The 20,296-nt window shown below is 63.0% G+C and carries 23 protein-coding genes; 14 read left to right on the top strand and 9 right to left on the bottom strand.

The window, feature by feature from the left end; genetic code table 11:
• Positions 1 to 5: 5 nt before the first annotated feature.
• Complete coding sequence (locus tag NKI37_RS06490) at positions 6 to 1,172, bottom strand: amidohydrolase (protein WP_023687295.1); 1,167 nt, start codon at positions 1,170 to 1,172, stop codon at positions 6 to 8.
• Between the two features lie 91 nt (positions 1,173 to 1,263).
• On the opposite strand from NKI37_RS06490, the gene NKI37_RS06485 reads away from it, so the two are divergent.
• Positions 1,264 to 2,112, top strand: a complete 849-nt coding sequence (locus tag NKI37_RS06485) for an AraC family transcriptional regulator (protein WP_031194164.1) — start codon at positions 1,264 to 1,266, stop codon at positions 2,110 to 2,112.
• On the opposite strand, the gene NKI37_RS06480 is transcribed toward NKI37_RS06485, so the two are convergent.
• From NKI37_RS06480 to ygfZ, 3 genes are all read right to left on the bottom strand, one after another.
• Positions 2,081 to 4,213, bottom strand: coding sequence for a putative bifunctional diguanylate cyclase/phosphodiesterase (locus NKI37_RS06480; protein ID WP_023735507.1), 2,133 nt, complete (start codon positions 4,211 to 4,213; stop codon positions 2,081 to 2,083). The two genes, NKI37_RS06485 and NKI37_RS06480, sit on opposite strands and share 32 nt — an antisense overlap.
• A 67-nt stretch (positions 4,214 to 4,280) precedes the next feature.
• The gene (locus NKI37_RS06475; protein ID WP_023670260.1) at positions 4,281 to 4,919 is read right to left on the bottom strand and encodes an HD domain-containing protein; all 639 of its coding nucleotides are present in this window, start codon (positions 4,917 to 4,919) and stop codon (positions 4,281 to 4,283) included.
• Positions 4,919 to 5,779 (bottom strand): CAF17-like 4Fe-4S cluster assembly/insertion protein YgfZ, encoded by an 861-nt coding sequence (gene ygfZ, locus NKI37_RS06470; RefSeq protein ID WP_352788166.1) that lies wholly within the window; start codon positions 5,777 to 5,779, stop codon positions 4,919 to 4,921. The genes NKI37_RS06475 and ygfZ overlap by 1 nt, the downstream gene beginning before the upstream one ends.
• Before the next feature lie 82 nt (positions 5,780 to 5,861).
• Here ygfZ and NKI37_RS06465 point away from each other — a divergent pair, with 82 nt between their 5' ends.
• From NKI37_RS06465 to NKI37_RS06455, 3 genes are all read left to right on the top strand, one after another.
• Positions 5,862 to 7,193 carry a dihydroorotase gene (locus NKI37_RS06465; RefSeq protein WP_023698668.1) on the top strand — a complete coding sequence of 444 codons (1,332 nt, stop codon included), beginning with the start codon at positions 5,862 to 5,864 and terminating at the stop codon, positions 7,191 to 7,193.
• A gap of 54 nt (positions 7,194 to 7,247) precedes the next feature.
• Positions 7,248 to 7,475: a hypothetical protein gene (locus NKI37_RS06460; protein WP_027049982.1), complete on the top strand. Its 228-nt coding sequence runs from the start codon at positions 7,248 to 7,250 to the stop codon at positions 7,473 to 7,475.
• Positions 7,476 to 7,537: 62 nt separating this feature from the next.
• Positions 7,538 to 8,266 carry a nucleotidyl transferase AbiEii/AbiGii toxin family protein gene (locus tag NKI37_RS06455; protein ID WP_023684480.1) on the top strand — a complete coding sequence of 243 codons (729 nt, stop codon included), beginning with the start codon at positions 7,538 to 7,540 and terminating at the stop codon, positions 8,264 to 8,266.
• Positions 8,267 to 8,287: 21 nt separating this feature from the next.
• On the opposite strand, the gene NKI37_RS06450 is transcribed toward NKI37_RS06455, so the two are convergent.
• From NKI37_RS06450 to NKI37_RS06435, 4 genes are all read right to left on the bottom strand, one after another.
• Entirely contained in the window at positions 8,288 to 9,091 is an 804-nt protein-coding gene (locus NKI37_RS06450; protein ID WP_023705384.1) for a hypothetical protein, read from the bottom strand.
• A gap of 106 nt (positions 9,092 to 9,197) precedes the next feature.
• Positions 9,198 to 9,455 (bottom strand): hypothetical protein, encoded by a 258-nt coding sequence (locus NKI37_RS06445; protein ID WP_023673564.1) that lies wholly within the window; start codon positions 9,453 to 9,455, stop codon positions 9,198 to 9,200.
• A 327-nt stretch (positions 9,456 to 9,782) separates the two neighbouring features.
• Positions 9,783 to 10,160 carry a TIGR02301 family protein gene (locus NKI37_RS06440; protein WP_023754767.1) on the bottom strand — a complete coding sequence of 126 codons (378 nt, stop codon included), beginning with the start codon at positions 10,158 to 10,160 and terminating at the stop codon, positions 9,783 to 9,785.
• A 67-nt stretch (positions 10,161 to 10,227) separates the two neighbouring features.
• Positions 10,228 to 10,635: an NUDIX hydrolase gene (locus NKI37_RS06435; RefSeq protein WP_023827490.1), complete on the bottom strand. Its 408-nt coding sequence runs from the start codon at positions 10,633 to 10,635 to the stop codon at positions 10,228 to 10,230.
• Positions 10,636 to 10,759: 124 nt separating this feature from the next.
• Here NKI37_RS06435 and NKI37_RS06430 point away from each other — a divergent pair, with 124 nt between their 5' ends.
• Positions 10,760 to 11,518: an SOS response-associated peptidase gene (locus NKI37_RS06430; RefSeq protein ID WP_023754766.1), complete on the top strand. Its 759-nt coding sequence runs from the start codon at positions 10,760 to 10,762 to the stop codon at positions 11,516 to 11,518.
• 134 nt (positions 11,519 to 11,652) lie between these two features.
• On the opposite strand, the gene NKI37_RS06425 is transcribed toward NKI37_RS06430, so the two are convergent.
• Positions 11,653 to 11,808: a hypothetical protein gene (locus NKI37_RS06425; RefSeq protein ID WP_023673568.1), complete on the bottom strand. Its 156-nt coding sequence runs from the start codon at positions 11,806 to 11,808 to the stop codon at positions 11,653 to 11,655.
• 390 nt (positions 11,809 to 12,198) lie between these two features.
• On the opposite strand from NKI37_RS06425, the gene cysS reads away from it, so the two are divergent.
• The 9 genes from cysS to NKI37_RS06380 all read left to right on the top strand — a co-directional run bounded on the left by cysS (position 12,199) and on the right by NKI37_RS06380 (position 20,240).
• Entirely contained in the window at positions 12,199 to 13,632 is a 1,434-nt protein-coding gene (gene cysS, locus NKI37_RS06420) for a cysteine--tRNA ligase (RefSeq protein WP_352788170.1), read from the top strand.
• Positions 13,633 to 13,915: 283 nt separating this feature from the next.
• Positions 13,916 to 14,320: an endonuclease domain-containing protein gene (locus NKI37_RS06415; protein WP_352788173.1), complete on the top strand. Its 405-nt coding sequence runs from the start codon at positions 13,916 to 13,918 to the stop codon at positions 14,318 to 14,320.
• Positions 14,317 to 14,703: a VOC family protein gene (locus NKI37_RS06410; RefSeq protein ID WP_023684472.1), complete on the top strand. Its 387-nt coding sequence runs from the start codon at positions 14,317 to 14,319 to the stop codon at positions 14,701 to 14,703. The genes NKI37_RS06415 and NKI37_RS06410 overlap by 4 nt, the downstream gene beginning before the upstream one ends.
• A gap of 22 nt (positions 14,704 to 14,725) precedes the next feature.
• Positions 14,726 to 15,232 (top strand): GFA family protein, encoded by a 507-nt coding sequence (locus NKI37_RS06405; RefSeq protein ID WP_023705379.1) that lies wholly within the window; start codon positions 14,726 to 14,728, stop codon positions 15,230 to 15,232.
• Positions 15,229 to 15,705, top strand: coding sequence for a GFA family protein (locus tag NKI37_RS06400; protein ID WP_023684470.1), 477 nt, complete (start codon positions 15,229 to 15,231; stop codon positions 15,703 to 15,705). The genes NKI37_RS06405 and NKI37_RS06400 overlap by 4 nt, the downstream gene beginning before the upstream one ends.
• Before the next feature lie 8 nt (positions 15,706 to 15,713).
• Positions 15,714 to 16,670, top strand: a complete 957-nt coding sequence (gene pip / locus NKI37_RS06395) for a prolyl aminopeptidase (RefSeq protein WP_023824156.1) — start codon at positions 15,714 to 15,716, stop codon at positions 16,668 to 16,670.
• 187 nt (positions 16,671 to 16,857) lie between these two features.
• On the top strand, positions 16,858 to 18,474 hold the full coding sequence (gene cimA, locus NKI37_RS06390; protein ID WP_023709768.1) for a citramalate synthase: 1,617 nt from the start codon (positions 16,858 to 16,860) through the stop codon (positions 18,472 to 18,474).
• A gap of 138 nt (positions 18,475 to 18,612) precedes the next feature.
• Positions 18,613 to 19,542 (top strand): EamA family transporter RarD, encoded by a 930-nt coding sequence (gene rarD / locus NKI37_RS06385; protein WP_023824155.1) that lies wholly within the window; start codon positions 18,613 to 18,615, stop codon positions 19,540 to 19,542.
• A gap of 11 nt (positions 19,543 to 19,553) precedes the next feature.
• The gene (locus NKI37_RS06380; protein WP_023673578.1) at positions 19,554 to 20,240 is read left to right on the top strand and encodes a glutathione S-transferase family protein; all 687 of its coding nucleotides are present in this window, start codon (positions 19,554 to 19,556) and stop codon (positions 20,238 to 20,240) included.
• Positions 20,241 to 20,296: the final 56 nt, after the last annotated feature.

Below are 20,296 nucleotides of genomic sequence, written 5' to 3'. Positions count from 1 at the left end.
GGCCGTCAGCGTAGCGTCTGCTCAACGAGCGTGACGAAATAGCGGAGCACGGTGGGGACGATGGCGTCGTTGAAGACATAGCGATCGCCGTGCAGCCCTTCGCCCGGTCTGACAGCTCCTGCGCCGACCCAGGCATAGCAGCCGCCGGCTTCGCGGACCATGTAGGCAAAATCCTCGCAGCCGAGGCTCGGGTTGAATGCGGTCTCGACCTGCTCGCGGCCGACAACCGCGGTTGCCGCCTGGACGGCCCGGTCAGTGGCAGCCGACGTGTTGACCAGCGGCGGGTAGCCTTTCTTGTAGGCGAGCTTGGCGGTGAGTGCATGCGCCGAGGCAATGCCTTGCGCGATGTCGCCGATCAGCCTTTCGCAATGGCCCGACAAAGTGGGCTCGAAGAAGCGGCAGGTTCCCTGCAGCCAGACCTTGCCCGGCACGATGTTGCCGACATTGCCGCCATGGATCTGGGTGATCGAAACGACCAGCGCCATTTGCGGGTCGACCGAACGGCTGACGATGCGCTGCACGGCTTGAACGAAGGCGCCGGCCGCGAGCACGGGATCGTCGCCTAGCTGCGGCATGGCGGCATGCGCGCCGGTCCCCTCAAAGTTCAGTTCGAAAGTGTCGACGGCCGCCATCATCGACCCGGCACGGGCCGCGATCTTTCCGAGCGGCAGCCCCGGCCAGTTGTGGACGGCGTAGATGGCTTCCACGGGGAAGCGCTCGAACAGTCCGTCCTCTATCATCCGCATGGCGCCGCCTTCATTTTCTTCCGCCGGCTGGAAGATGAAACAGACGGTGCCGTCGAAGGCTCTGTTGTCGGCGAGCAGCTTGGCGGCGCCGAGCAGCATCGCGATGTGCCCGTCGTGGCCGCAGGCATGCATCACGCCGTCTTTCTTCGACGCATATGGCAATCCTGTCTTCTCCAGCACGGGCAAGGCATCGAGTTCGGCGCGAAGCCCGATGGCGCGCACGCCTGGTCGTCCTCTGAGGACGCCAACCACGCCGGTGCCGCCTTTGCCTTCATGAACCTCGTCGAGCCCGAAGGTGCGCAGCTTGTCGGCGACGAAGCGCGCGGTCTCATACTCTTGGAAACCGAGTTCGGGGTTGGCGTGGATGTGATGCCGCCATTCCACCACCTGCGGGGTGAGGGCGGCGATGGGGTCGTTGTGCAGCATTGCGCTCTCCTTGCCGGCTATCGTAAATTCGGCCTTGTCGATGCCAGCACGTAAAGGATTTGCGCCGGCAGCGTCTTGAACAGGATTGACCGTGTCTGGAATTCAACAGCCTCAGGAGACGACGCAGTTCTGGCGTCATCCGCGCTTTCGCGATCTTGGCATGCTCAAGGCGCGCTTCACGCGGCATCGCTACCAGCTGCACACGCACCCGACCTATGTCGTCGCCCTGATCACGCAAGGGTGCGAGCGGGTCCGCATCGGCAACGAGACTGTCCTCGCGCGGTCGGGCACGGTTCTGCTCGTCAATCCGGAGATATGGCATGACGGCGAGGCGGGTGCCGACCAGGGTTGGGCTTACCGCACCTTCTATCCGTCGGCCTCGCTCATGGGTGCGATCGCGGACGAACTCGGGCAGGATCGCCCGCCGTTGTTTTCGCAAGCGATCGTCGATGATGCCGATCTCGTCCAGGCAGTAGGCGTCGCGCACTTGGCTTCGACATCGGGTGATGCCACGAGCGCCGAAACATCCATGCTGATCGCCTTGCGCAAGCTCATCCTGCGCCATGGCGATTGGGGCGGCCGGCGGCGCGAGGCGGTCGAAAGCTTCGGATCGAAAAGCCGGCTCCGGGTCTATGAACAGGTCATCGAAGACCATCTGAACTCGGACCTCGATTTGCAGCGGCTCGCTGAAGCCGCAGGCGTGACGCGCTTTCAAGTTATCCGCGATTTCAGGAAAGTGCTGGGTCTCACCCCTGCTGCCTTCATCCGTGACCGCAGGCTGCGCCGTGCCGATCTGCTGATCCGGCAAGGTTCAGATCTCGCCGGTGCCGCCTTTGCGGCCGGCTTCTCCGACCAAAGCCATCTCTCGCGCACCTTCCGCGCCGCGCATGGAATGACGCCGGGGATGTTCAGGCGCGCCGGGACGCTGCCCTCGTCTTGAGAAGTCGAGCCATGTCGGCGGCCTTTGACGGCATGCCGATCAGAAAGCCCTGCACCTCGACGCAGCCAGCCTTGCGCAATACGTCGAGCTGCGCTTCGGTCTCGACGCCTTCGGCGGTGACGGTGATGCCAAGTTCGGCACCAAGCCCGATGATCGTGCGCACGATCGCCGCCGTGTCCTTGTTGTCGATATCGTGGATGAAGGAGCGGTCGATCTTGATCTTGTCGACGGGAAAACGCCTGAGATAGCCGAGCGACGAATAGCCGGTGCCGAAATCGTCGAGCGCGATGCGGATACCGAGTTCGCGCAGCTGCCTCAGCGTCTTCAGCACCGTCTCGCTCTCATCCATCAGCACGGTCTCGGTGATTTCCAGTTCGAGCCGGCTGGCCGGCACGCCGGAAACGGCCAGCGCCGAAATCACGCTGCGGGCAAAGTCGGCGCTTCTGATCTGCACTGCCGAGACATTGACGGCGATGCGCATTCCAGGCGGCCAGCCGGCGGCCACGCTGCAGGCCTGTTTCAGCGCCCATTCGCCCAGCGGAACGATCAGCCCGCTGTCTTCGGCGGCTGCGATGAAATCGTCGGGCGCCACCAGGCCGCGCGTCGGTGAATTCCACCGCATCAACGCTTCGGCGCCGACGATCTTGCCCGACGCGATGTTGGTGATCGGCTGGAACTCCAGCACGAACTCCCGCCGCTTCAGTGCCGTCTCGAGATCGGTTTCGAGCGCCAGGCGCGCCCGCACCAAGGCATCCATGCCGGGCTCGAAAAAGCGGTAGACGTTGCGGCCTTCGCTCTTACCGCTGTAAAGCGCCATGTCGGCGTTCTTCAAAAGCGTGTCGGCGTCCTTGCCGTCACCGGGATACAGCGCGATGCCAAGGCTGATGCCGACATGCATGTCGCGGCCCTTGTCGCGAAACGGCTGGCTGACGACAGCGACGATGCGTTTTGCCAGTTGTTCCGCATCGGTGGCGCCTTTGGGATTGAACTGCAGGATGGCGAACTCGTCGCCACCGAGGCGGGCGACCACATCGGTGTCGCTGCGCAGGCTGTGCCGCAACCGCTCCGCCACGCATTTCAGCAGCCAGTCACCGGCCGGGTGTCCCCAGGTGTCGTTGACGGCCTTGAAGCGATCGAGGTCGAGCGAGAAGATCGCCAACGGTGTATCGCCGGCCATCGCCTGGTCGAGCCGTTCGCGAAACATCGATCGGTTGGGCAGGTCGGTCAGCGTGTCGTAATGGGCAAGGTGGCTCATGCGCTCTTCGGCGCGCCGGCGCTCGGTGATGTCTTCGAAGGTCGCCACCCAGCCGCCACCGGCAAGCGGCCGGCGCGCAACCAGCAGCGTTCGGCCATCGGCAAGGCTGCGGTCTGTCGAACGCTCCTCACCGGCCTGCAGGCTGGCTCTGGTGTTGGCGATCTCGCCGTCGATGTCCATCGACGGATAGATGCGCAGTCGCACCATCTGTTCGAGCAGGGCGCGCTGGCTCATGCCGAGCGGGAAGTCGTCAGGCGTGACCTTGTAGAGGTCGAGGAAGCGCTGGTTGCGCACGATCAGCGTGCCTTCGGCGTCGTACATCAACAGGCCTTGCGACATGTTGGCGAGCGCCGCATCGAAGCGGCGGTGCTGCTCCTTCAGTTCCTGCTCGGCCCGCCTTTGCTCCGTAATGTCCTCATAGATCGACACCCAGCCGCCTGAGGCCAGCGGCCGGTGCGTGATGGAAACGATGCGTCCGTCCGACAGTATTTCCTCGTAGGTCGAGGCTTGCGCGCGCTCGATATAGGGCTTGCGGATGGCATACAGGTCTTCGGCGCTCTGTGAGGCGACACCGATGTCGACGCTGTGCTTTAGAATGTCCAGGAACGCGATGCCGGGCCGCACGATCTTCGCGTCGAGGGAGAAGATGCTGATATAGTTGCCGTTGCAGATGATCATCCGCTCGTCGGCGTCGAACATGCACAGCCCATGCGACATATTCTCGACGGCCGCGGAAAAGCGCTCGTTCTGGTGGCGCAGTTCGTCGGCGATCTGCCGTGGCGCGGCGACGCCTCCGGCTCCCCGTCTGCGGACGGGCGAACCACCCTTGACGTGCGCAACGGACATGAGGCGTGCCTGCTGACCGTGATCGAAACCCGGTACTGTGGTTACCGCTGGTTAATTTAGCGTATGTTCACTGCGCCGAATGCACGGCAACCGTTGCCTGGCGTTGCTTTTCAAGCGTTGCGTAGCGTTTGAGGAAGGCAGCTTGCGCCGAGGTCACCGAGTGCGGCTTAAAGTCGAAGCGGTCGGCATTGAAGCCGCGCGGCCGGCCGAAGAACTCGGTTGCTTCTGCGGTCGAGAAACCGGCAAGCAGCGTCGCCTCGTAATAGGCGGCGATCTGGTCGGCGCGCTTGATCTCCTTGCGCAAGCCGACGCCGAGTTCGGGCGGCAGCGAAAAGCGCTGATGGATGGCGCGCTGGAGACGCAGCTCACACTCCTTGTAGGAGCCGCCCATTACCGATTTGAACGGCGAGATCATGTCGCCGATGACATATTCCGGCGCGTCATGCAGCAGTGCTGCCAACTGAGCGTTGGCCGAGGCGTCCGGCTGCAACTCGCTGAACAGCGCCTCGACCAGCAGGGAATGCTGGGCAACCGAAAAGGCGTGATCGCCGCGGGTCTGGCCGTTCCAGCGGGCGACGCGGGCAAGCCCGTGGGCGATGTCGGAGATTTCGATGTCGAGCGGCGAGGGGTCGAGCAGGTCGAGCCGCCGTCCCGACAGCATGCGCTGCCACGCGCGCGGTGGCGCTCCGACGCGATCGGCAGCCATCAGGCATCCTCCGCGCCGATGGCTTCCCTGGGAAAGCTGAACTGCGCCCAGGCCGGGATGGCGAGCGAGACGGTGACATCACCGGCCAGTACCGGCTGGCCAGCGTCGAGCGCCGCCTTGACCCGGTCGATGCGGGCAATGGCGAGTCCGGCCGTGCCCGCGCTGGAACCGAGCGTGCCGACCGGCCGCCCCGCAACCGTCAGCTCCGTGCCGGGCGCGGGTAAGGCGCGGTCGGCCGAAACGATCAGCACGCGGCGCCTGGCGGTGCCGCGATGCTGCATGCGCGAGACCACTTCCTGGCCGACATAGCAGCCTTTCTTGAAGCCGACGCCGCCGGTCTCGTCGAGCAGCACGTCTTGAGGGAAGGCATCGCCGAGCTGATAATCGGAACCGCTTTCGGCAATGCCGTTGGCGATGCGGAGCGCCTGCCACGCAGCCGGGTCGCCACCTACGGATGCGCCGCCATAGGAGCGGCTCACAGCCACCTCGCGGAAGCGGGCATCGGCAAGTACCGTTGAATCAGACTGTGAAGCGCTTGAATCATCGCCCCACGCAACCGTCACAAGCACTTGATCCTGCTTCGCGATCTCGGCCTTGGCGCGCAGCTTGTAAAGCATCAGCCGGCGCAGGAAATCGTCTGCGACGTCGGCACGGCAATCCAGCCGGAATGCGTTCTCGCCGCTACGCGAGATCAGGAAATCAAACAGGATCTTGCCTTGCGGCGAAAGCAGCGCACCTGGCTTTGCCGCGTCGACGGCCAGCGTGTCGAGGTCGGTGGTGAGGATATTCTGCAAAAAATGCTCGGCATCCGGGCCTGACACGGAAATGAGGGCGCGGTCTTTGAACAGGGCAAAAGGCATGGGCGGCAAAGAACCTGATCTTGCAAAACAGTCGGCCTTTACGTAAGCCGACGATACTCCCCCCGCAAGAGACCGAACGCCCATGGCCACCACCTACGACCTCATCCTGACAGGCGGCACTGTGGTCAACCATGATGGCGAAGCCGCGCGCGATGTCGGCGTTAGGGGTGGTCGCATCGTCGCAGTAGGCGATCTTCGCCAAGCTTCGGCCGGCGAAGCGATCGACTGTCGCGGGCTGCACGTCCTGCCAGGCGTCGTCGACAGTCAGGTGCATTTTCGCGAGCCGGGGCTGGAGCACAAGGAAGATCTGGAGACGGGCTCGCGCGCGGCTGTGCTGGGCGGGGTCACCGCCGTCTTCGAAATGCCCAACACCAATCCGCTGACCACCAGCGAGGCGGCGCTTGCCGACAAGGTGCGCCGCGCCACCAGCCGGATGCATTGCGACTTCGCCTTCTGGGTTGGCGGCACGCGCGAGAATGCCGATGATGTCGGTGAGCTCGAGCGGCTGCCGGGTGCTGCCGGGATAAAGGTGTTCATGGGCTCGTCCACCGGCGACCTGCTAGTCGAGGACGACGAGGGTGTCGCATCGATCCTGCGCAACACCCGCCGCCGTGCCGCCTTTCACTCGGAGGACGAGTTCCGGCTGCGCGAGCGCCTGGGCCTGCGCGTCGAGGGCGACCCGTCATCGCATCCCGTCTGGCGCGATGAGATCGCGGCGCTTCGCTGTACCGAGCGGCTGGTGCGCATCGCGCGAAACACCCGCGCCCGCATCCATGTGCTGCATATCTCCACTGCCGAGGAAATCATCTTCCTCCAACAGCACAAGGATGTCGCCACCTGCGAGGCGACGCCGCACCATTTGACACTCGCCGCCGACGACTATGCGCGGCTGGGCACGCTGATCCAGATGAATCCCCCGGTTCGCGCGGCCCGCCATCGCGACGGCGTCTGGCACGGCATTGCGCAAGGCATCATTGACGTGCTCGGCTCCGATCACGCCCCGCACACGCCGGCCGAGAAGGCAAAGCCCTATCCGGCCTCGCCGTCCGGCATGACCGGGGTGCAGACGCTGGTGCCGATCATGCTCGACCATGTCAATTCAGGCCTGCTGACCCTGCAGCGCTTCGTCGACCTCTCCAGCCACGGCCCGCAGCGCATCTTCGGCATGGCCAGGAAAGGCCGCATCGCCGCCGGCTACGATGCCGATTTCACCATTGTCGACCTCCAGCGGCGCGAGACCATCACCAATGCGCAAGCCGGCTCCAGGGCCGGCTGGACGCCCTATGACGGCAAGGAAGTCACCGGCTGGCCGATCGGCACCATCGTGCGCGGTCGTCGCGTGATGTGGGAAGGCGAGATCGTCACGCCCGGGCAGGGCAGGCCGGTAGAGTTTTCCGAGGCGCTGCCGGCTTAGCGGTTTCTTGCTGCGTTGGATTTTTTAAGCGCTATCCACTACGTTAAGGGCATTATGAACGCAGATATCGCGCCCATGATTGTCCCTGCGGAGTTTCCGGAGCTCCAGGCGCTCGCCTGGAACCGCGATGCGGCACGCCCGATTCCGGCCGAAGAGGCATTTGCGCTGTATGAGCGTAATTGGCGGTTTGTCGATCAAAAGCGTCTTACTGTGCGTGAGAAGATGCTTATCCAAAGTTTGGCAGACAAATTCGGTCACGGCGTGCTCTTGACCGCCGGCTGATTTCCCTCACCTGATCGTTCCTCGCAGCCGGAATATCAACAGGACACACCGCGAGCGTCATGATGGAATTCAAGAGGCCCGAGCACCAGATCATTGCCGAAGCGCTCGGGTTGATGGATCGCCATTTCCTGACCGCAAACCAGTGCTGGTTCGGCGGTGGCACTGCGATCGTTATGAAATTCGGGGAATATCGCCGCTCACTGGATGTGGACTTCCTGTGTGCCGACAGTGATGGCTATCGCGAATTGCGGACCTCCGCAGCCGAACGTGGCGTCAGAGCATTCTTTCCTGAGCCGGTCGAGGCTGTTCGGGACTTCCAGATCGATCAATATGGCTTGCGGACGATCGTGCGGTTGAAAGGCCAAACGATCAAGTTTGAAGTCATCCGCGAAGGCCGCATAAAACTGCGAGGCCATTTCGACGACGATCTGAATGTATCCGCCCTGGTCCCGGCGGATATGTTTGCCGAGAAGTTGCTGGCGAACGCGGATCGATGTCAGGACCGTGCAATTGCATATCGCGATGCCATCGATCTTGGAGTGCTGGTTGGCATCTATAAGGAAATCCCGAGCGACGCTGTTGGCAAGGCGAAGGCGGCCTATGGCGTGGATATCGAGCGCAAGGTGGCTTGGGTGGTAAACAGGCTGCGGGACAAGGAAGAATTGCGGCATGCCGCCGAGGTGCTGCAAATGGATCCCAACGCGGCGGTCGAAGCGATTTCGGCCCTTCGAAATGAAGGTATCCGCATATGGCCTGACACAGGCCTCGAGCTTTCTAGCCCTAGCCAGTAGCCATCCCAGGGGAATCGCCGTTCAATCCCCGGCGACGAAGAATGTCCACTGCCCGGCCGGCGTGATGCCGACGCGGTAGAAGATGTAGGCGCCGAACTGCTTCATGTCGTCATAGTCGCCGGCGGTGACGATCTTGAACAGTTCGACCCGCTGTCTGGCGTTGAGCTTGTCCAGCGGCAGGGCGAAGAAATACGGCCAGACATAGAGTTCCTGCGGTGTGCCGACGTCTACATGGACATAGCCGGCATTGAGCACCTCTTCCAGGATAGCGAGGATTTCCTGACCTTCCTTGTCGCCCGATAGCCCTTTCAGGAACGCGATCGGGTCGCCCTCGATTTCGCCCAGCGACAATTGGGTCATGGTGTCGCCCTTGCCGATCAGCGGCCGCAGCTTCTCGATGTCGCCGCTGACGCAGGCCTCGACCATCAGATCGCGCATGCGCCTGACGGGCTCCGGCAATTTGGAAAGGTCGTAGACGACTTCAGGCACCGGCCCTTCGGGATCGGCACTTGGGTTGGCCACGCCGCCATCGTTGGCGGGGGCTTCCGGTTGGCTTTGTTCGGGCTCCGTGGGCGATTTCGGCTGGCTGGCGGCCGGTGGCGCCGTGCCGGGCAGATCGGGCATTGGCACTGAATTTTCAGACGGCGCCGTCTCACCATTGGCTGGTGGCCCGGCAGGAGCTGGAAGCTCCTCGCGCTTGATCTCGCTCAGCGCATAGGCAGGGTTGCTGGTCAGGACAAGCGCCAGCGGAACCGCGGCGCAGGAAGCGGCAAGCCAGATGCTGAGGACCACGCCGCGAGGCCGGCCTGACATCGAAAAATTCACCGCTTGCCTCTCCTCGGGCCTAGGCTCTTCAGGCATGATGCCCAAACGACTCGCCGTCGTCAAAGAACCGGTAAGCTGGCAGTGCACCCTCTGAGACGCGCGACGCCTAGTGCCGAAACCGCTCCGGCTCGAAGGCGCCGGCGATCACCTTTTCACGCATGCGATCGAGCAGGGCAAGGGCCGAGGTTTCGCCATTGGCTCGCAGCATCTCGCCGAACGCGGTTTCAAGCGCTGCCTCGGCGATGATCTCAGGTTCTATGCCGGCCGACAGACCTTCCGCCCAGGCCTCGCTATGGCTTTCCACCGCGGTCAGGCGCTTTTCTTCCCTGACCAGCGCGTCGATGTCGTTGACGCCATGTTCCATTTGCGATGTCCACCTTTTCAAGCGGCGGTCCGACGGGTCGGATCCGGCTTGGGCTGCCCCTATCTCAGGCAGGCTAAGTAAGTATCTGTAAATACGACATTTTTTTGATCGTCTTTACAACTTCGTCGCCTGCGTTCGGTCCGATTCAAACTTAGCCGATTAGACCGGTGAGCGGGATGAAAACCTTCAGTTTGAGTTAATTCCGCATTCGCGCGCTAACGTTTCGTTAATACTGTTGCGCAAGTGCAACACCAAGATTGCATCAACGTGCCGTGGATACAAGGCGGGTGCTCGAAAAGGCGTTGGCTAAACGCCGTCTGGCGCTCGTCAGTTGCCGTAACGCGAGGCGATGTCGCGCGACAGCGTCTCGCCTTCCTTCATGTAGCGGCTGATGGCTTCGGTCGCTGACGGCGTGCATTGGGTATAGGTGCCGCCGAAGGAACGGTAACCGCGGTTGAAGCTGGCGATGAAGCGGGCACGCCGCTCCGGATCGGGATTTTCCGAATCGATCAGCTTTTCCATCTCGGTGCGCCACTGGTCGCCCTTTTCGCCGCACAGATTGCGCAGGAAATGCAGCGACCCCAGCACCTCGGCCAGTCGCATCAGCCCGGGCTCGAACGGCGACTCGGCGGCCAGCGCCGGCTGCACGCCAACAGCCGTGGCGGTGGCGATGCATGCGGCAAGGAACAGCGAGGTGCGGGTCATAAGTCTATCTGACGAAACATTTTGTCGCCTGCAAGGCGATTCTCGGAGCGGCAGATATGGGCCTGCTTCAGGCCAAAAGCTCTTCAGCCACCTCCATGACGTCACCCGCGAGCGGCAGCGTCGCCATTTCATCAAGACTATAGAAGGCAGCGGTCTCGGCATCGTCGCTGGCCGTCGCTTCGCCGCCGGCATAAACGGCGCCGAACACGGTCAGCAGATAGTCGACCGGGTGATTCTCGCCGCTGCCGTCGATGCGGATGTCGCGAAGCGGACGATAGTCCTGCGCACGCAGCCCGGTTTCCTCCAGCAATTCGCGCGACGCTGCTTCTTGCAGCGTCTCGCCGGGCTCGACCTTGCCGCCGGGAAAGGCATAAAGCCCCTGCGACGGCGGCCGCGCCCGCTTGACCAGCAGCACCGTCCTGCCGCGCACGACGGCGACCGAGACTGCGGGAAGTGTCTTGCGCTGCTCGTTCATCGATATCGATTCGCTTATGTGAGGCCACACCCTGTGGACCGGCTGGCAGCGAGCAGCTTTAGCGGTTGCGCAGCGCCGGTTCCATCGCCACGTTCGCGATCGGATCAATTCATCGAGCTTGCCAATGTGCGGACGCTTTGCCCTGACGGCCACGCCGGACCAGACCGCCGCCTTGCTCGGCGTGGCGGAGCTGGACGATTTTCCGGCCCGCTACAACATCGCGCCGACGCAGCCGGTGCTGATGGCGCTGTCGGGGCCGCCGCGCATGCCGGGCTCGAATTTCCCGGATCGCCAGGCGATGCTGGTGCGCTGGGGGCTGGTCCCCACCTGGGTCAAGGACACCAGGAAATTTCCGCTGCTCATCAACGCGCGTTCGGAAGGCGCTATTGAAAAAGCCTCGTTCAAAGCCGCCATGCGCCATCGCCGTGCCTTGGTGCCGGCCTCCGGCTTCTATGAGTGGCAGCAATCCGGCAGCGGCAAGAAGGGCCAGCCCTACTGGATACGGCCGAGGCGTGGCGGGTTGATCGCCTTTGCCGGGCTGATTGAAACCTATTCCGAGCCGGGCGGTTCGGAAATGGACACCGGCGCCATTCTTACCGTCAACGCCAATGCCAGCATCGCCCATATCCATGACCGGATGCCGGTGGTGATCGCGCCTGAAGATTTTGACCGCTGGCTGGACTGCCGCACGCTCGAACCGCGCGACGTGGCCGACCTGCTCAAACCCGCGCTGCCCGATTTCTTCGAGGCAATTCCGGTCTCCGACCTCGTCAGCAAGGTCGCCAACACCGGGCCGGAGATACAGGACATGGGCATCGTCGAGCCCGACAAGGTCAGGCGCCAGAAGCCCGGCGCGGACGGCAGTCAGATGACGCTGTTTTAGAGCGCGTTCCCAAGAAGCCAGTCCGGCCTTCGGGAAGAACCTGCTCAATAGGAAGAGCTGTTGTTTCAGGCGCGCTATGGGGCCTCAGCCTTCCGTTCCGGCGCACGCCTTGTCGGCGGCGGCACGATGCCTGTTCAGGCAGCGCGGGGCGAAGTGATTTTCGGCGCCGGCTTTTTATTCTTCGCGGTATGGAGAAGGGCGGCGACGATCGCGGCCGGGCCGATCGCACGGTAGTGGTTGGCGAGGGCCGGTTGCTTGGCGCGGCTCGATTCCTGCTTGGTTCGTGACATCGATCTCTTCCCTGTAACATTTCCGTGTCTGCGTTTGCCGGCCGAATCTGACCGAATCGTGACCTATGGTGAACTAGCCGGCGAATGTTTCATGACTGTGCCGACATGTTTAATAAAATGTTTCAGCGGCTCCTGACCTATGAACCAGCGATGCTTTTGCCGGAAGTTGCGACTTGACGGCAACACCGGCCAAGGCGATAAAGCCGCCGATGAAAACGTTTTTCGCCATTTGTGGCATTTGCATTATTGGCTAGCTTCGCGCTGGTCCGGACGTTTTCGCCTCATCTTTCCCCAGAGTGGACAAACGCCCCGGCCAGCAGGCTGGAGCCCGATTTGTGCCTTGGCACAGGTAAGGCTCTCTCCAGAACTTAACGGACCGGAAGGGCACGCATGTCTGACGCATCGAAGGGTCTCAGCCTCTACAACACGCTAACGCGGACGAAGGACGTGTTCGTCCCGATCGACCCGTCGAATGTGCGCATGTATGTCTGCGGCCCAACCGTCTACGACTTTGCCCATATCGGCAATGCGCGTCCGGCGATCGTCTTCGACGTGCTGTTCCGTTTGCTGCGTCACCTCTACGGCGAGGCTGGTGTCACGTATGTGCGCAACATCACAGATGTCGACGACAAGATAAACGCCCGTGCGCTGCGCGATTTCGGCGCCGAGATCGCGTCGGGAAGCCTGACGCTCAACGAGGCGATCCGCCGCGTTACCGAAAAAACCGCCGACCAGTACCACAAGGATGTCGCCGCACTCGGCTGCTTGCCGCCGACGGTCGAGCCGCGCGCCACCGAGTTCGTCGCGCGCCGCGCCGACGGCAAGGTTGACATGATCACCCTCATCGAACGTTTGATCGAACGCGGCCACGCCTATGTCGCCGCCGGCGAAGTGCTGTTCGACACCGCCTCGATGCCGGATTATGGCGAGCTGTCGAAGCGCAATCTCGACGAACAGCAGGCCGGTGCGCGAATTGCCGTCGACGCTCACAAGAAGAACCCGGGCGATTTCGTGCTGTGGAAATTGTCGTCACCGGAAGAGCCGGGCTGGGCCAGCCCATGGGGCAGGGGCCGGCCGGGCTGGCACATCGAATGCTCGGCCATGTCGGCCGCCTATCTCGGCGATGTCTTCGACATCCATGGCGGCGGCCTCGATTTGATCTTCCCGCACCATGAGAACGAGATCGCCCAGTCGCGTTGCGCCCACGGCACCGACGTCATGGCCAATGTCTGGATGCACAACGGCTTCCTGCAGGTCGAGGGCCAGAAAATGTCGAAGAGCGTCGGCAATTTCTACGCGATCGCCGAACTGCTGGAGACCGAGACCTTCGGCGGCCGCAAATGGCCGGGCGAGGTGCTGCGTCTGGCGATGCTGATGACGCATTACCGCGAGCCGATCGATTTCTCCGTGCGCAAGCTGGAGGAAGCCGAGAACACGCTGCGCAAATGGAAACGCGCGGCTGACCTGGCGCCGTCGGCAGGGCAAGTCCCGGCGGAGATTGTGGCTGCACTGTCGGACGACCTCGCCACCTACGCCGCCTTCCAGCAACTCACGCAGCTTGCCGGTGAGGCCGCGGAGGGCAACGAAGCGGCCGCATCGCTGAAGGCATCGCTGTTGTTCCTCGGCTTCGATATCGGCGCGGCCAAGGTCGACGAGGTTGCGGTCGCCAAGGCGATCGCCAAGCGCTTGGAACTGATCGCAGCGAAAAACTGGGCCGAAGCCGATCGCATCCGCGATGAGCTTCTGGCGCAGGGCGTGCAGCTGAAAGACGGCAAGGATCCTATCACTGGCGAACGCGTGACGACGTGGGAGGTAAAGCGGTGAGGGTGGCGCGAGACACCGTTGTAAGATTGGCGAAGGCCGGAGCGACAGCCAATCTCCCCCCTTGCGGGGGAGATGTCCGGCAGGACAGAGGGGGGTGTGAAGGAACGCCAGCGTTCCTTCTTGCCCACTTTCATTTCGGTCACTTTCTGAGAACGCAATGGCTGCCGGTTGAGACGCTGGCGGGACAGCACTCCCCTCTGTCCTGCCGGACATCTCCCCCGCAAGGGGGGAGATCAGCCCTCGCCTCGGTTTTCGCTAATCGCCAGCGCGGAGTGGCCTGAGCATGGGTCACGACCTCGTTCCATCGCGTCAGCGCAAGAATGCAAAGTCCATGCGTCGCGTCATGACCGATGCCGAGCTGAAACTGTGGAATGAGTTGCGGGCTCACCGGCTGATGGGGATGAGCTTTCGCCGACAGGTACCGATTAGGCCCTACATTGTCGACTTCGCCTGTTCGGCCCACCACCTCGTAGTCGAGGTTGATGGCAGTCAGCATGCCGACGTAGAAGATGCAGAACGCGACAAGGCACGCAGCGCTCAATTGAGTGCCAGTGGCTGGACCATCCTGCGCTTCTGGAACGACGACGTCATCCGCGATATCGACAATGTCTGCCAGCACATCGTGATCGAGAGTGGCTTGGCCGGCGCCGACGTGCCGGCGCCAGCAAGGGAGGAACTTGTTTCATGATCGACCATCTCGGCATCAATGTCGCCGATTTCGGCGCGTCGAAAGCCTTTTATGACCAGGCGATGGCGCCGCTTGGCGCCTCGCTGATCTACATGGTGCCACTGGAATATACCGGCGGCGCCAAGGTCGGCGGTTATGGCCGCGACCGGCCGGTGTTCTGGCTGCAGGCCAGCGATGACAAGCCGAGGACCCATCAGCACGTCGCCTTCACCGCGCGCAGCCGCGCCGAGGTCGACGCCTTCCATGCCGCGGCGCTCGCCGCCGGCGGCAAGGACAATGGCGGGCCGGGGCTGCGCCCGCATTATCACCCGGACTATTACGGCGCCTTCGTCTTGGATCCCGACGGCAACAATGTCGAGGCCGTCTGCCATGCGCCCGAATGACTATGAAACGGAGTGAAACGCCATGAGCCTCGACAACCGGCCGATCTACACCGGCGGCTGCCAGTGCGGCGCGGTGCGCTTTCGCGTCGAGGGTGCGCTGGGTGACGCCTCGATCTGCCATTGCCGCATGTGCCAGAAGGCGTTCGGCTCATTTTACGCGCCCCTGGTCTCGGTGCGTGGCGCCAAACTCGACTGGACGCGCGGCGAACCGAAATATTTCGCCTCGTCCAGCCATGTCGATCGTGGCTTTTGCGCCAATTGCGGCACGCCGCTGACCTTTACCGCGCCCGACGGCATCGGCCTCGCCATTGGCGCCTTCGACAATCCGGCTGATATCGTGCCGCTGATCCAGTGGGGCACGGAGGCAAAACTTCCCTATGTCGATACCATCCCGCAATTGCCGGCCGAGGACACTATGGCCGACATGTCGTCGGCGCCTTATCTCGCCGAGCTCGTCTCCTACCAGCATCCCGACCATGACACCGACCAATGGGACACCGAACACCGGCCGCCAGAGGGAAAATCATGACGGATGAAGTTCGAACCGGCGGCTGCCAGTGCGGCGCCGTGCGTTTCCGCATCAAGGGCAAGCTCGGCCGGGCGTCCATCTGCCATTGCCGCATGTGCCAGAAACAGTTCGGGTCGTTTTTCGGCGCCCTGGTGACAGTGCCCAAGGATGGCGTCGAATGGGTGCGCGAGGAGCCGACCTACTTCCAGTCGTCGGTCAACATCGATCGCGGCTTCTGTGCCCGCTGCGGTACACCGCTGACCTATCGCCAACCTGGCGCACTGGAGATCGCCATCGGCGCCTTCGACGACCGCTCCGATCTGGCGCCGCAAATCCAGGTCAACTACGCGGTCCGATTGCCTTGGGTGGAAACGATCTTTGACCAGCCCGTGCATCAGGATCCGGATTTCTACTCCCGCCAGGAGCAGATCATCTCGTTCCAGCATCCCGACCACGAAACCACGGACTGGCCCGCGCACGGCCTGAAGATATGAGCAATGAAATGAACAGTGAACTTCGTACTCTTTATCCCGAGATCGAGGCCTTCGAGTCCGGCATGCTCGATGTCGGCGACGGCCATCATATCTATTGGGAGCGCTCCGGCACCAGGGGCGCCAAGCCGGCCGTGTTCCTGCATGGCGGTCCTGGCGGCGGCTTCTCGCCAAAACATCGGCAATTGTTCGACCCGAAGCTTTACGACGTCATCCTGTTCGACCAGCGCGGCTGCGGGAAATCGACACCCAACGCCTCGCTCGAGGCCAACACCACCTGGCACCTGGTTGCCGACATCGAGCGGCTGCGTGAGATGTGCGGCTTCGAAAAATGGCTGGTGTTCGGCGGCTCGTGGGGCTCGACGCTGGCGCTGGCCTATGCCGAGACGCATCCTAATCGCGTCAGCGAGCTTGTCGTGCGCGGCATCTACACGCTGACCCGCGCCGAGCTCGAATGGTACTATCAGTTCGGCGTCTCCGAGATGTTCCCCGACAAATGGGAGCGTTTCCTGGCGCCAATTCCTGAAGCCGAGCGCGGCGACATGATGGCCGCTTACCGCAGGCGGTTGGTCGGCGCCGATGGCAAGGCGCAGCTGGAAGCCGCCCTTGCCTGGAGCCTGTGGGAAGGTGAGACGATCACGCTGCTACCGGAGCCGGAGACCAGCGACAAGTTCGGCGAGGACCACTTCGCCATCGCCTTTGCCCGCATCGAGAACCACTATTTCGTCCACGCCGGCTGGCTGGAGGAGGGGCAGCTTCTGCGCGATGCCCATAAGCTCGCGGATATTCCCGGCACAATCGTCCACGGCCGCTACGACATGCCGTGCCCGGCGCGCTATGCCTGGGCCCTGCACAAGGCCTGGCCGAAGGCGGATTTCCACCTCATTGAAGGCGCCGGCCATTCCTATTCGGAGCCGGGGATTCTGGATCGGCTGATACGCGCGACGGATGGGTTTGCGAGGAAATGACAGCGCGTGGCACCCCCCTCTGTCCTGCCGGACATCTCCCCCTCAAGGGGGGAGATTGGCTGTCATCGGCGCTTTCGCAAATCTTCATCGCTGCAGGAAACGATCCGACGCTAAAGCTGCCGATCTTCCCCCTTGAGGGGGAGATGGCCGGCAGGCCAGAGGGGGGTGCTCGCGCGCCAACAGAACAATGACCAAACAACGCCTCTATCTCTTCGACACAACCCTCCGCGATGGCCAGCAGACGCCGGGCATCGACTTTTCCGTCGAGGACAAGATCGCGATTGCCAAGCTGCTCGATGAGTTCGGCATGGACTATGTCGAAGGCGGCTATCCCGGCGCCAATCCGACCGACACCGCCTTCTTCCAGCAGAAGCGCACGGCGAAGGCAAAGTTCGTCGCCTTCGGCATGACCAAGCGGGCAGGCGTGTCGGCATCCAACGACCCGGGCCTGGCAGCGCTCGTGCAGTCCAAGTCCGACGCCATCTGCTTCGTCGCCAAGAGCTGGGACTATCATGTCCGCGTCGCGCTCGGCTGCACCAATGAGGAAAACCTCGACTCCATCAAGGCTTCGGTCGAAGCAGCAATCGCCGCGGGCAAGGAAGCGATGGTCGATTGCGAGCATTTCTTCGACGGCTTCAAGGCCAATCCGGACTACGCACTGGCCTGCGCCAGGACTGCCTATGAAGCCGGCGCGCGCTGGGTGGTGTTGTGCGACACCAATGGCGGCACGCAGCCCTCGGAAGTGCGCGCCATCGTCGACAAGGTCATTGTTTCAGGTATTCCGGGCGGCCATCTCGGCATCCATGCCCATGACGACACCGGCCAGGCGGTGGCCAATTCGCTCGCCGCCGTCGAGGCCGGCGTGCGCCAGATCCAAGGCACGCTGAACGGCATCGGCGAGCGCTGCGGCAACGCCAATCTGGTCTCGATCGTACCGACGCTGGCGCTGAAGCCGGCCTTCGCCGATCGGTTTGAAACCGGCATCTCGGCCGAGGCGCTGACCGGGATATCCCGGCTTTCCCGCGCCTTCGACGAATTGCTGAACCGCGCTCCGGAAGCGCAGGCGCCCTATGTCGGCGCCTCGGCCTTCGCCACCAAGGCCGGCATCCATGCCTCCGCACTGGCCAAGGAGCCGGCGACCTATGAACATGTGCCGCCCGAGGCGGTAGGCAACCGCCGCCGCGTTATGGTTTCGGACCAGGGCGGCAAGGCCAATTTCCTCGCCGAGCTGAAGCGGCGCGGCATCGATGTGCCCAGAGACGACCATCGTCTCGATGCGCTGATCTCGGTGGTCAAGGAGCGCGAGGCCGAGGGCTACGCCTATGAGGGCGCCGATGCCTCCTTCGAGCTGTTGGCGCGCAAAATGCTGCACGGCCTGCCGGAGTTCTTCAACGTCACTTCGTTCCGCTGCATGGTCGAGCGCCGCTTCGATGCCAACGGCCAGTTGAAGACGGTCTCCGAAGCCATCGTCAAGGTGATGGTCGAGGGCGAGGAGAAGATGTCGGTGGCCGAAGGCCACGGCCCGGTCAACGCGCTCGACATCGCGTTGCGCAAGGACCTCGGCAAATTCCAGAGCGAGATCGCCGACATGGAGCTCGCCGATTTCAAGGTGCGTATCCTCAATGGCGGCACCGAGGCGATCACCCGCGTCCTGATCGAATCGCATGACGGCACCGGCGCCCGCTGGTGGACGGTCGGCGTCTCGGAAAACATCATCGACGCCTCCTTCCAGGCGCTGATGGATTCGATCGTCTACAAGCTGATGAAGAACCGCGACATGGCGGGATTGGTGGCGGCGGAGTAAGCTTGCAGGACTTGGGTTCCTCGCCCCTCGAAGTGGGGCGAGGAACTGGCGGCGCCCCTTGAACCATCAGCGGAAGTCCATTGATCCATCATAATTTTGCGATGGTTTTGGATGGCCCACTGGGCCATAGCGTTTGCCATGGCCAGCAACACGATCCAGCCCGACGCCGACTCCAAAGCCCGTAGCGGCTTTCTCCTCGCGCTCGGCGCTTATCTGCTATGGGGGCTGTTGCCCTTCTACATGAAGGCGGTTGCGCATCTGCCGCTGATCGAGGTGATCGCCCACCGCATCGTCTGGTCGGTGCCGATTGCTGCTGCAGTGCTGGTCTGGGCCGGCCGCACAGCCGATTTCAAGGCGGCGATCCGCTCGCCGCGCAGCATCGCCATGGCGGCGCTGACGGCGACCCTGATCTCCGTCAACTGGGCCATCTATGTCTGGGCGATCTCGGTCGACCGCACCGTCGAGACCGCGCTCGGATACTACATCAACCCATTAGTTAGCATCGTCGTCGGCGCGTTGTTGCTCGGCGAGAAGCTCGACCGGCTGCAGATCGCGGCCGTGTTGCTGGCGGCGGTCGCAGTTGCCGTTCTGACCGTCGATGCCGGCAAATTGCCTTGGGTGTCGTTGGCGCTGGCGTTTTCCTTCGCTGCCTATGGGTTCTTCCGCAAGACGCTGCCGATCGGCCCGAGCCAGGGCTTTCTGCTCGAAGTGCTTTTGCTGTCGGTGCCGGCGCTTGCCTACATCGTCTTCCTGGTCGTCAACGGCCAGGACCATTTCATCTCCAGCAACGGCACCGATATGGCTTTGCTCATCGGCTGCGGCCCAGTCACCTCGGTGCCGCTGCTTCTGTTCGCCTTCGGCGCCAAGCTTCTGCGCCTCTCCACCATCGGCATCATGCAGTACATCGCACCGACCATGGTGTTCCTGATCGCCGTGCTGATTTTCGACGAGCCGTTCGGCACCACGCAAGCAATTGCCTTCGCGCTGATCTGGGCGGCATTGGCGATGTATTCCTGGTCGATGTTTCGTGGCCGTGAAATCAGCCCGGTGGCGTTGGCCCCGAAGTAGGGAGCCTTTCGATGTACGTGCTGCATATCGCCAACAAGAACTATTCGTCATGGTCGCTGCGGCCATGGGTGCTGATGCGCACCCTCGACATTCCGTTCGAGGAGCAATTGACGCCGTTTCCGACCGGGCCCAGTTTCGATCTTTACCGGGCGTTCTCGCCCAGCGGGCGCGTGCCTTGCCTGGTGGATGACGGCTGGGCTGTCTGGGATTCGCTGGCTATTGCCGAGTATCTCGCCGAGCGCCACCATGGTGTGTGGCCTGCCGAGGCCAAGGCGCGAGCCTGGGCGCGCTCGGCCGCCGCCGAAATGCATTCTGGTTTCACGGCCTTGCGCGGCGCATGCCCGATGAATTGCGGCTTGCGGGTGAAACCGTTGCCGATGTCGGACGCGCTGAAGCAGGATCTGTTCCGTTTGGGCGATCTCTGGAACGATGGCCTTGCCCTGTTCGGCGGGCCGTTCCTTGCCGGCGGCCATTTTACCGCCGTCGACGCCTTCTTTGCTCCGGTGGCGTTCCGTGTGCTATCCTATGGGCTGTCTTTCGAAGGGGCAGCTGCAGCCTATCCCCCGCAATTGCTTGGCCTGCCGGCCATGCAGGAATGGTATGCGGCGGGTCTCGCCGAGACCTGGCGGGAGCCGGACCATGAGGCGGAGGTCGCTGCCGCCGGCACCATCGTCGAGGATCTTCGCGCTACGGCGTGATGGGCATTCCAGGAAAAGCGCGCCGCGTTCCCTTGGGAATTGCGTGAAAACAAAGG

Origin of the sequence: Mesorhizobium sp. M0626 (assembly GCF_040320665.1) — a bacterium.
Classification (GTDB): Bacteria; Pseudomonadota; Alphaproteobacteria; order Rhizobiales; family Rhizobiaceae; genus Mesorhizobium.
This window is presented reverse-complemented; position numbering and strand designations above follow the sequence as displayed.

Bases quoted from the DNA above. Each gene is read 5' to 3' on its own strand.
- NKI37_RS06490 (WP_023687295.1), bottom strand. From the start codon at position 1,172: ATGCTGCACAACGACCCCATCGCCGCCCTCACCCCGCAGGTGGTGGAA.
- NKI37_RS06480 (WP_023735507.1), bottom strand. From the start codon at position 4,213: ATGTCCGTTGCGCACGTCAAGGGTGGTTCGCCCGTCCGCAGACGGGGA.
- NKI37_RS06475 (WP_023670260.1), bottom strand. From the start codon at position 4,919: ATGGCTGCCGATCGCGTCGGAGCGCCACCGCGCGCGTGGCAGCGCATG.
- ygfZ (WP_352788166.1), bottom strand. From the start codon at position 5,779: ATGCCTTTTGCCCTGTTCAAAGACCGCGCCCTCATTTCCGTGTCAGGC.
- NKI37_RS06465 (WP_023698668.1), top strand. From the start codon at position 5,862: ATGGCCACCACCTACGACCTCATCCTGACAGGCGGCACTGTGGTCAAC.
- NKI37_RS06460 (WP_027049982.1), top strand. From the start codon at position 7,248: ATGAACGCAGATATCGCGCCCATGATTGTCCCTGCGGAGTTTCCGGAG.
- NKI37_RS06455 (WP_023684480.1), top strand. From the start codon at position 7,538: ATGGAATTCAAGAGGCCCGAGCACCAGATCATTGCCGAAGCGCTCGGG.
- NKI37_RS06445 (WP_023673564.1), bottom strand. From the start codon at position 9,455: ATGGAACATGGCGTCAACGACATCGACGCGCTGGTCAGGGAAGAAAAG.
- NKI37_RS06440 (WP_023754767.1), bottom strand. From the start codon at position 10,160: ATGACCCGCACCTCGCTGTTCCTTGCCGCATGCATCGCCACCGCCACG.
- NKI37_RS06435 (WP_023827490.1), bottom strand. From the start codon at position 10,635: ATGAACGAGCAGCGCAAGACACTTCCCGCAGTCTCGGTCGCCGTCGTG.
- NKI37_RS06430 (WP_023754766.1), top strand. From the start codon at position 10,760: ATGTGCGGACGCTTTGCCCTGACGGCCACGCCGGACCAGACCGCCGCC.
- NKI37_RS06425 (WP_023673568.1), bottom strand. From the start codon at position 11,808: ATGTCACGAACCAAGCAGGAATCGAGCCGCGCCAAGCAACCGGCCCTC.
- cysS (WP_352788170.1), top strand. From the start codon at position 12,199: ATGTCTGACGCATCGAAGGGTCTCAGCCTCTACAACACGCTAACGCGG.
- NKI37_RS06415 (WP_352788173.1), top strand. From the start codon at position 13,916: ATGGGTCACGACCTCGTTCCATCGCGTCAGCGCAAGAATGCAAAGTCC.
- NKI37_RS06410 (WP_023684472.1), top strand. From the start codon at position 14,317: ATGATCGACCATCTCGGCATCAATGTCGCCGATTTCGGCGCGTCGAAA.
- NKI37_RS06405 (WP_023705379.1), top strand. From the start codon at position 14,726: ATGAGCCTCGACAACCGGCCGATCTACACCGGCGGCTGCCAGTGCGGC.
- NKI37_RS06400 (WP_023684470.1), top strand. From the start codon at position 15,229: ATGACGGATGAAGTTCGAACCGGCGGCTGCCAGTGCGGCGCCGTGCGT.
- pip (WP_023824156.1), top strand. From the start codon at position 15,714: ATGAACAGTGAACTTCGTACTCTTTATCCCGAGATCGAGGCCTTCGAG.
- cimA (WP_023709768.1), top strand. From the start codon at position 16,858: ATGACCAAACAACGCCTCTATCTCTTCGACACAACCCTCCGCGATGGC.
- rarD (WP_023824155.1), top strand. From the start codon at position 18,613: ATGGCCAGCAACACGATCCAGCCCGACGCCGACTCCAAAGCCCGTAGC.
- NKI37_RS06380 (WP_023673578.1), top strand. From the start codon at position 19,554: ATGTACGTGCTGCATATCGCCAACAAGAACTATTCGTCATGGTCGCTG.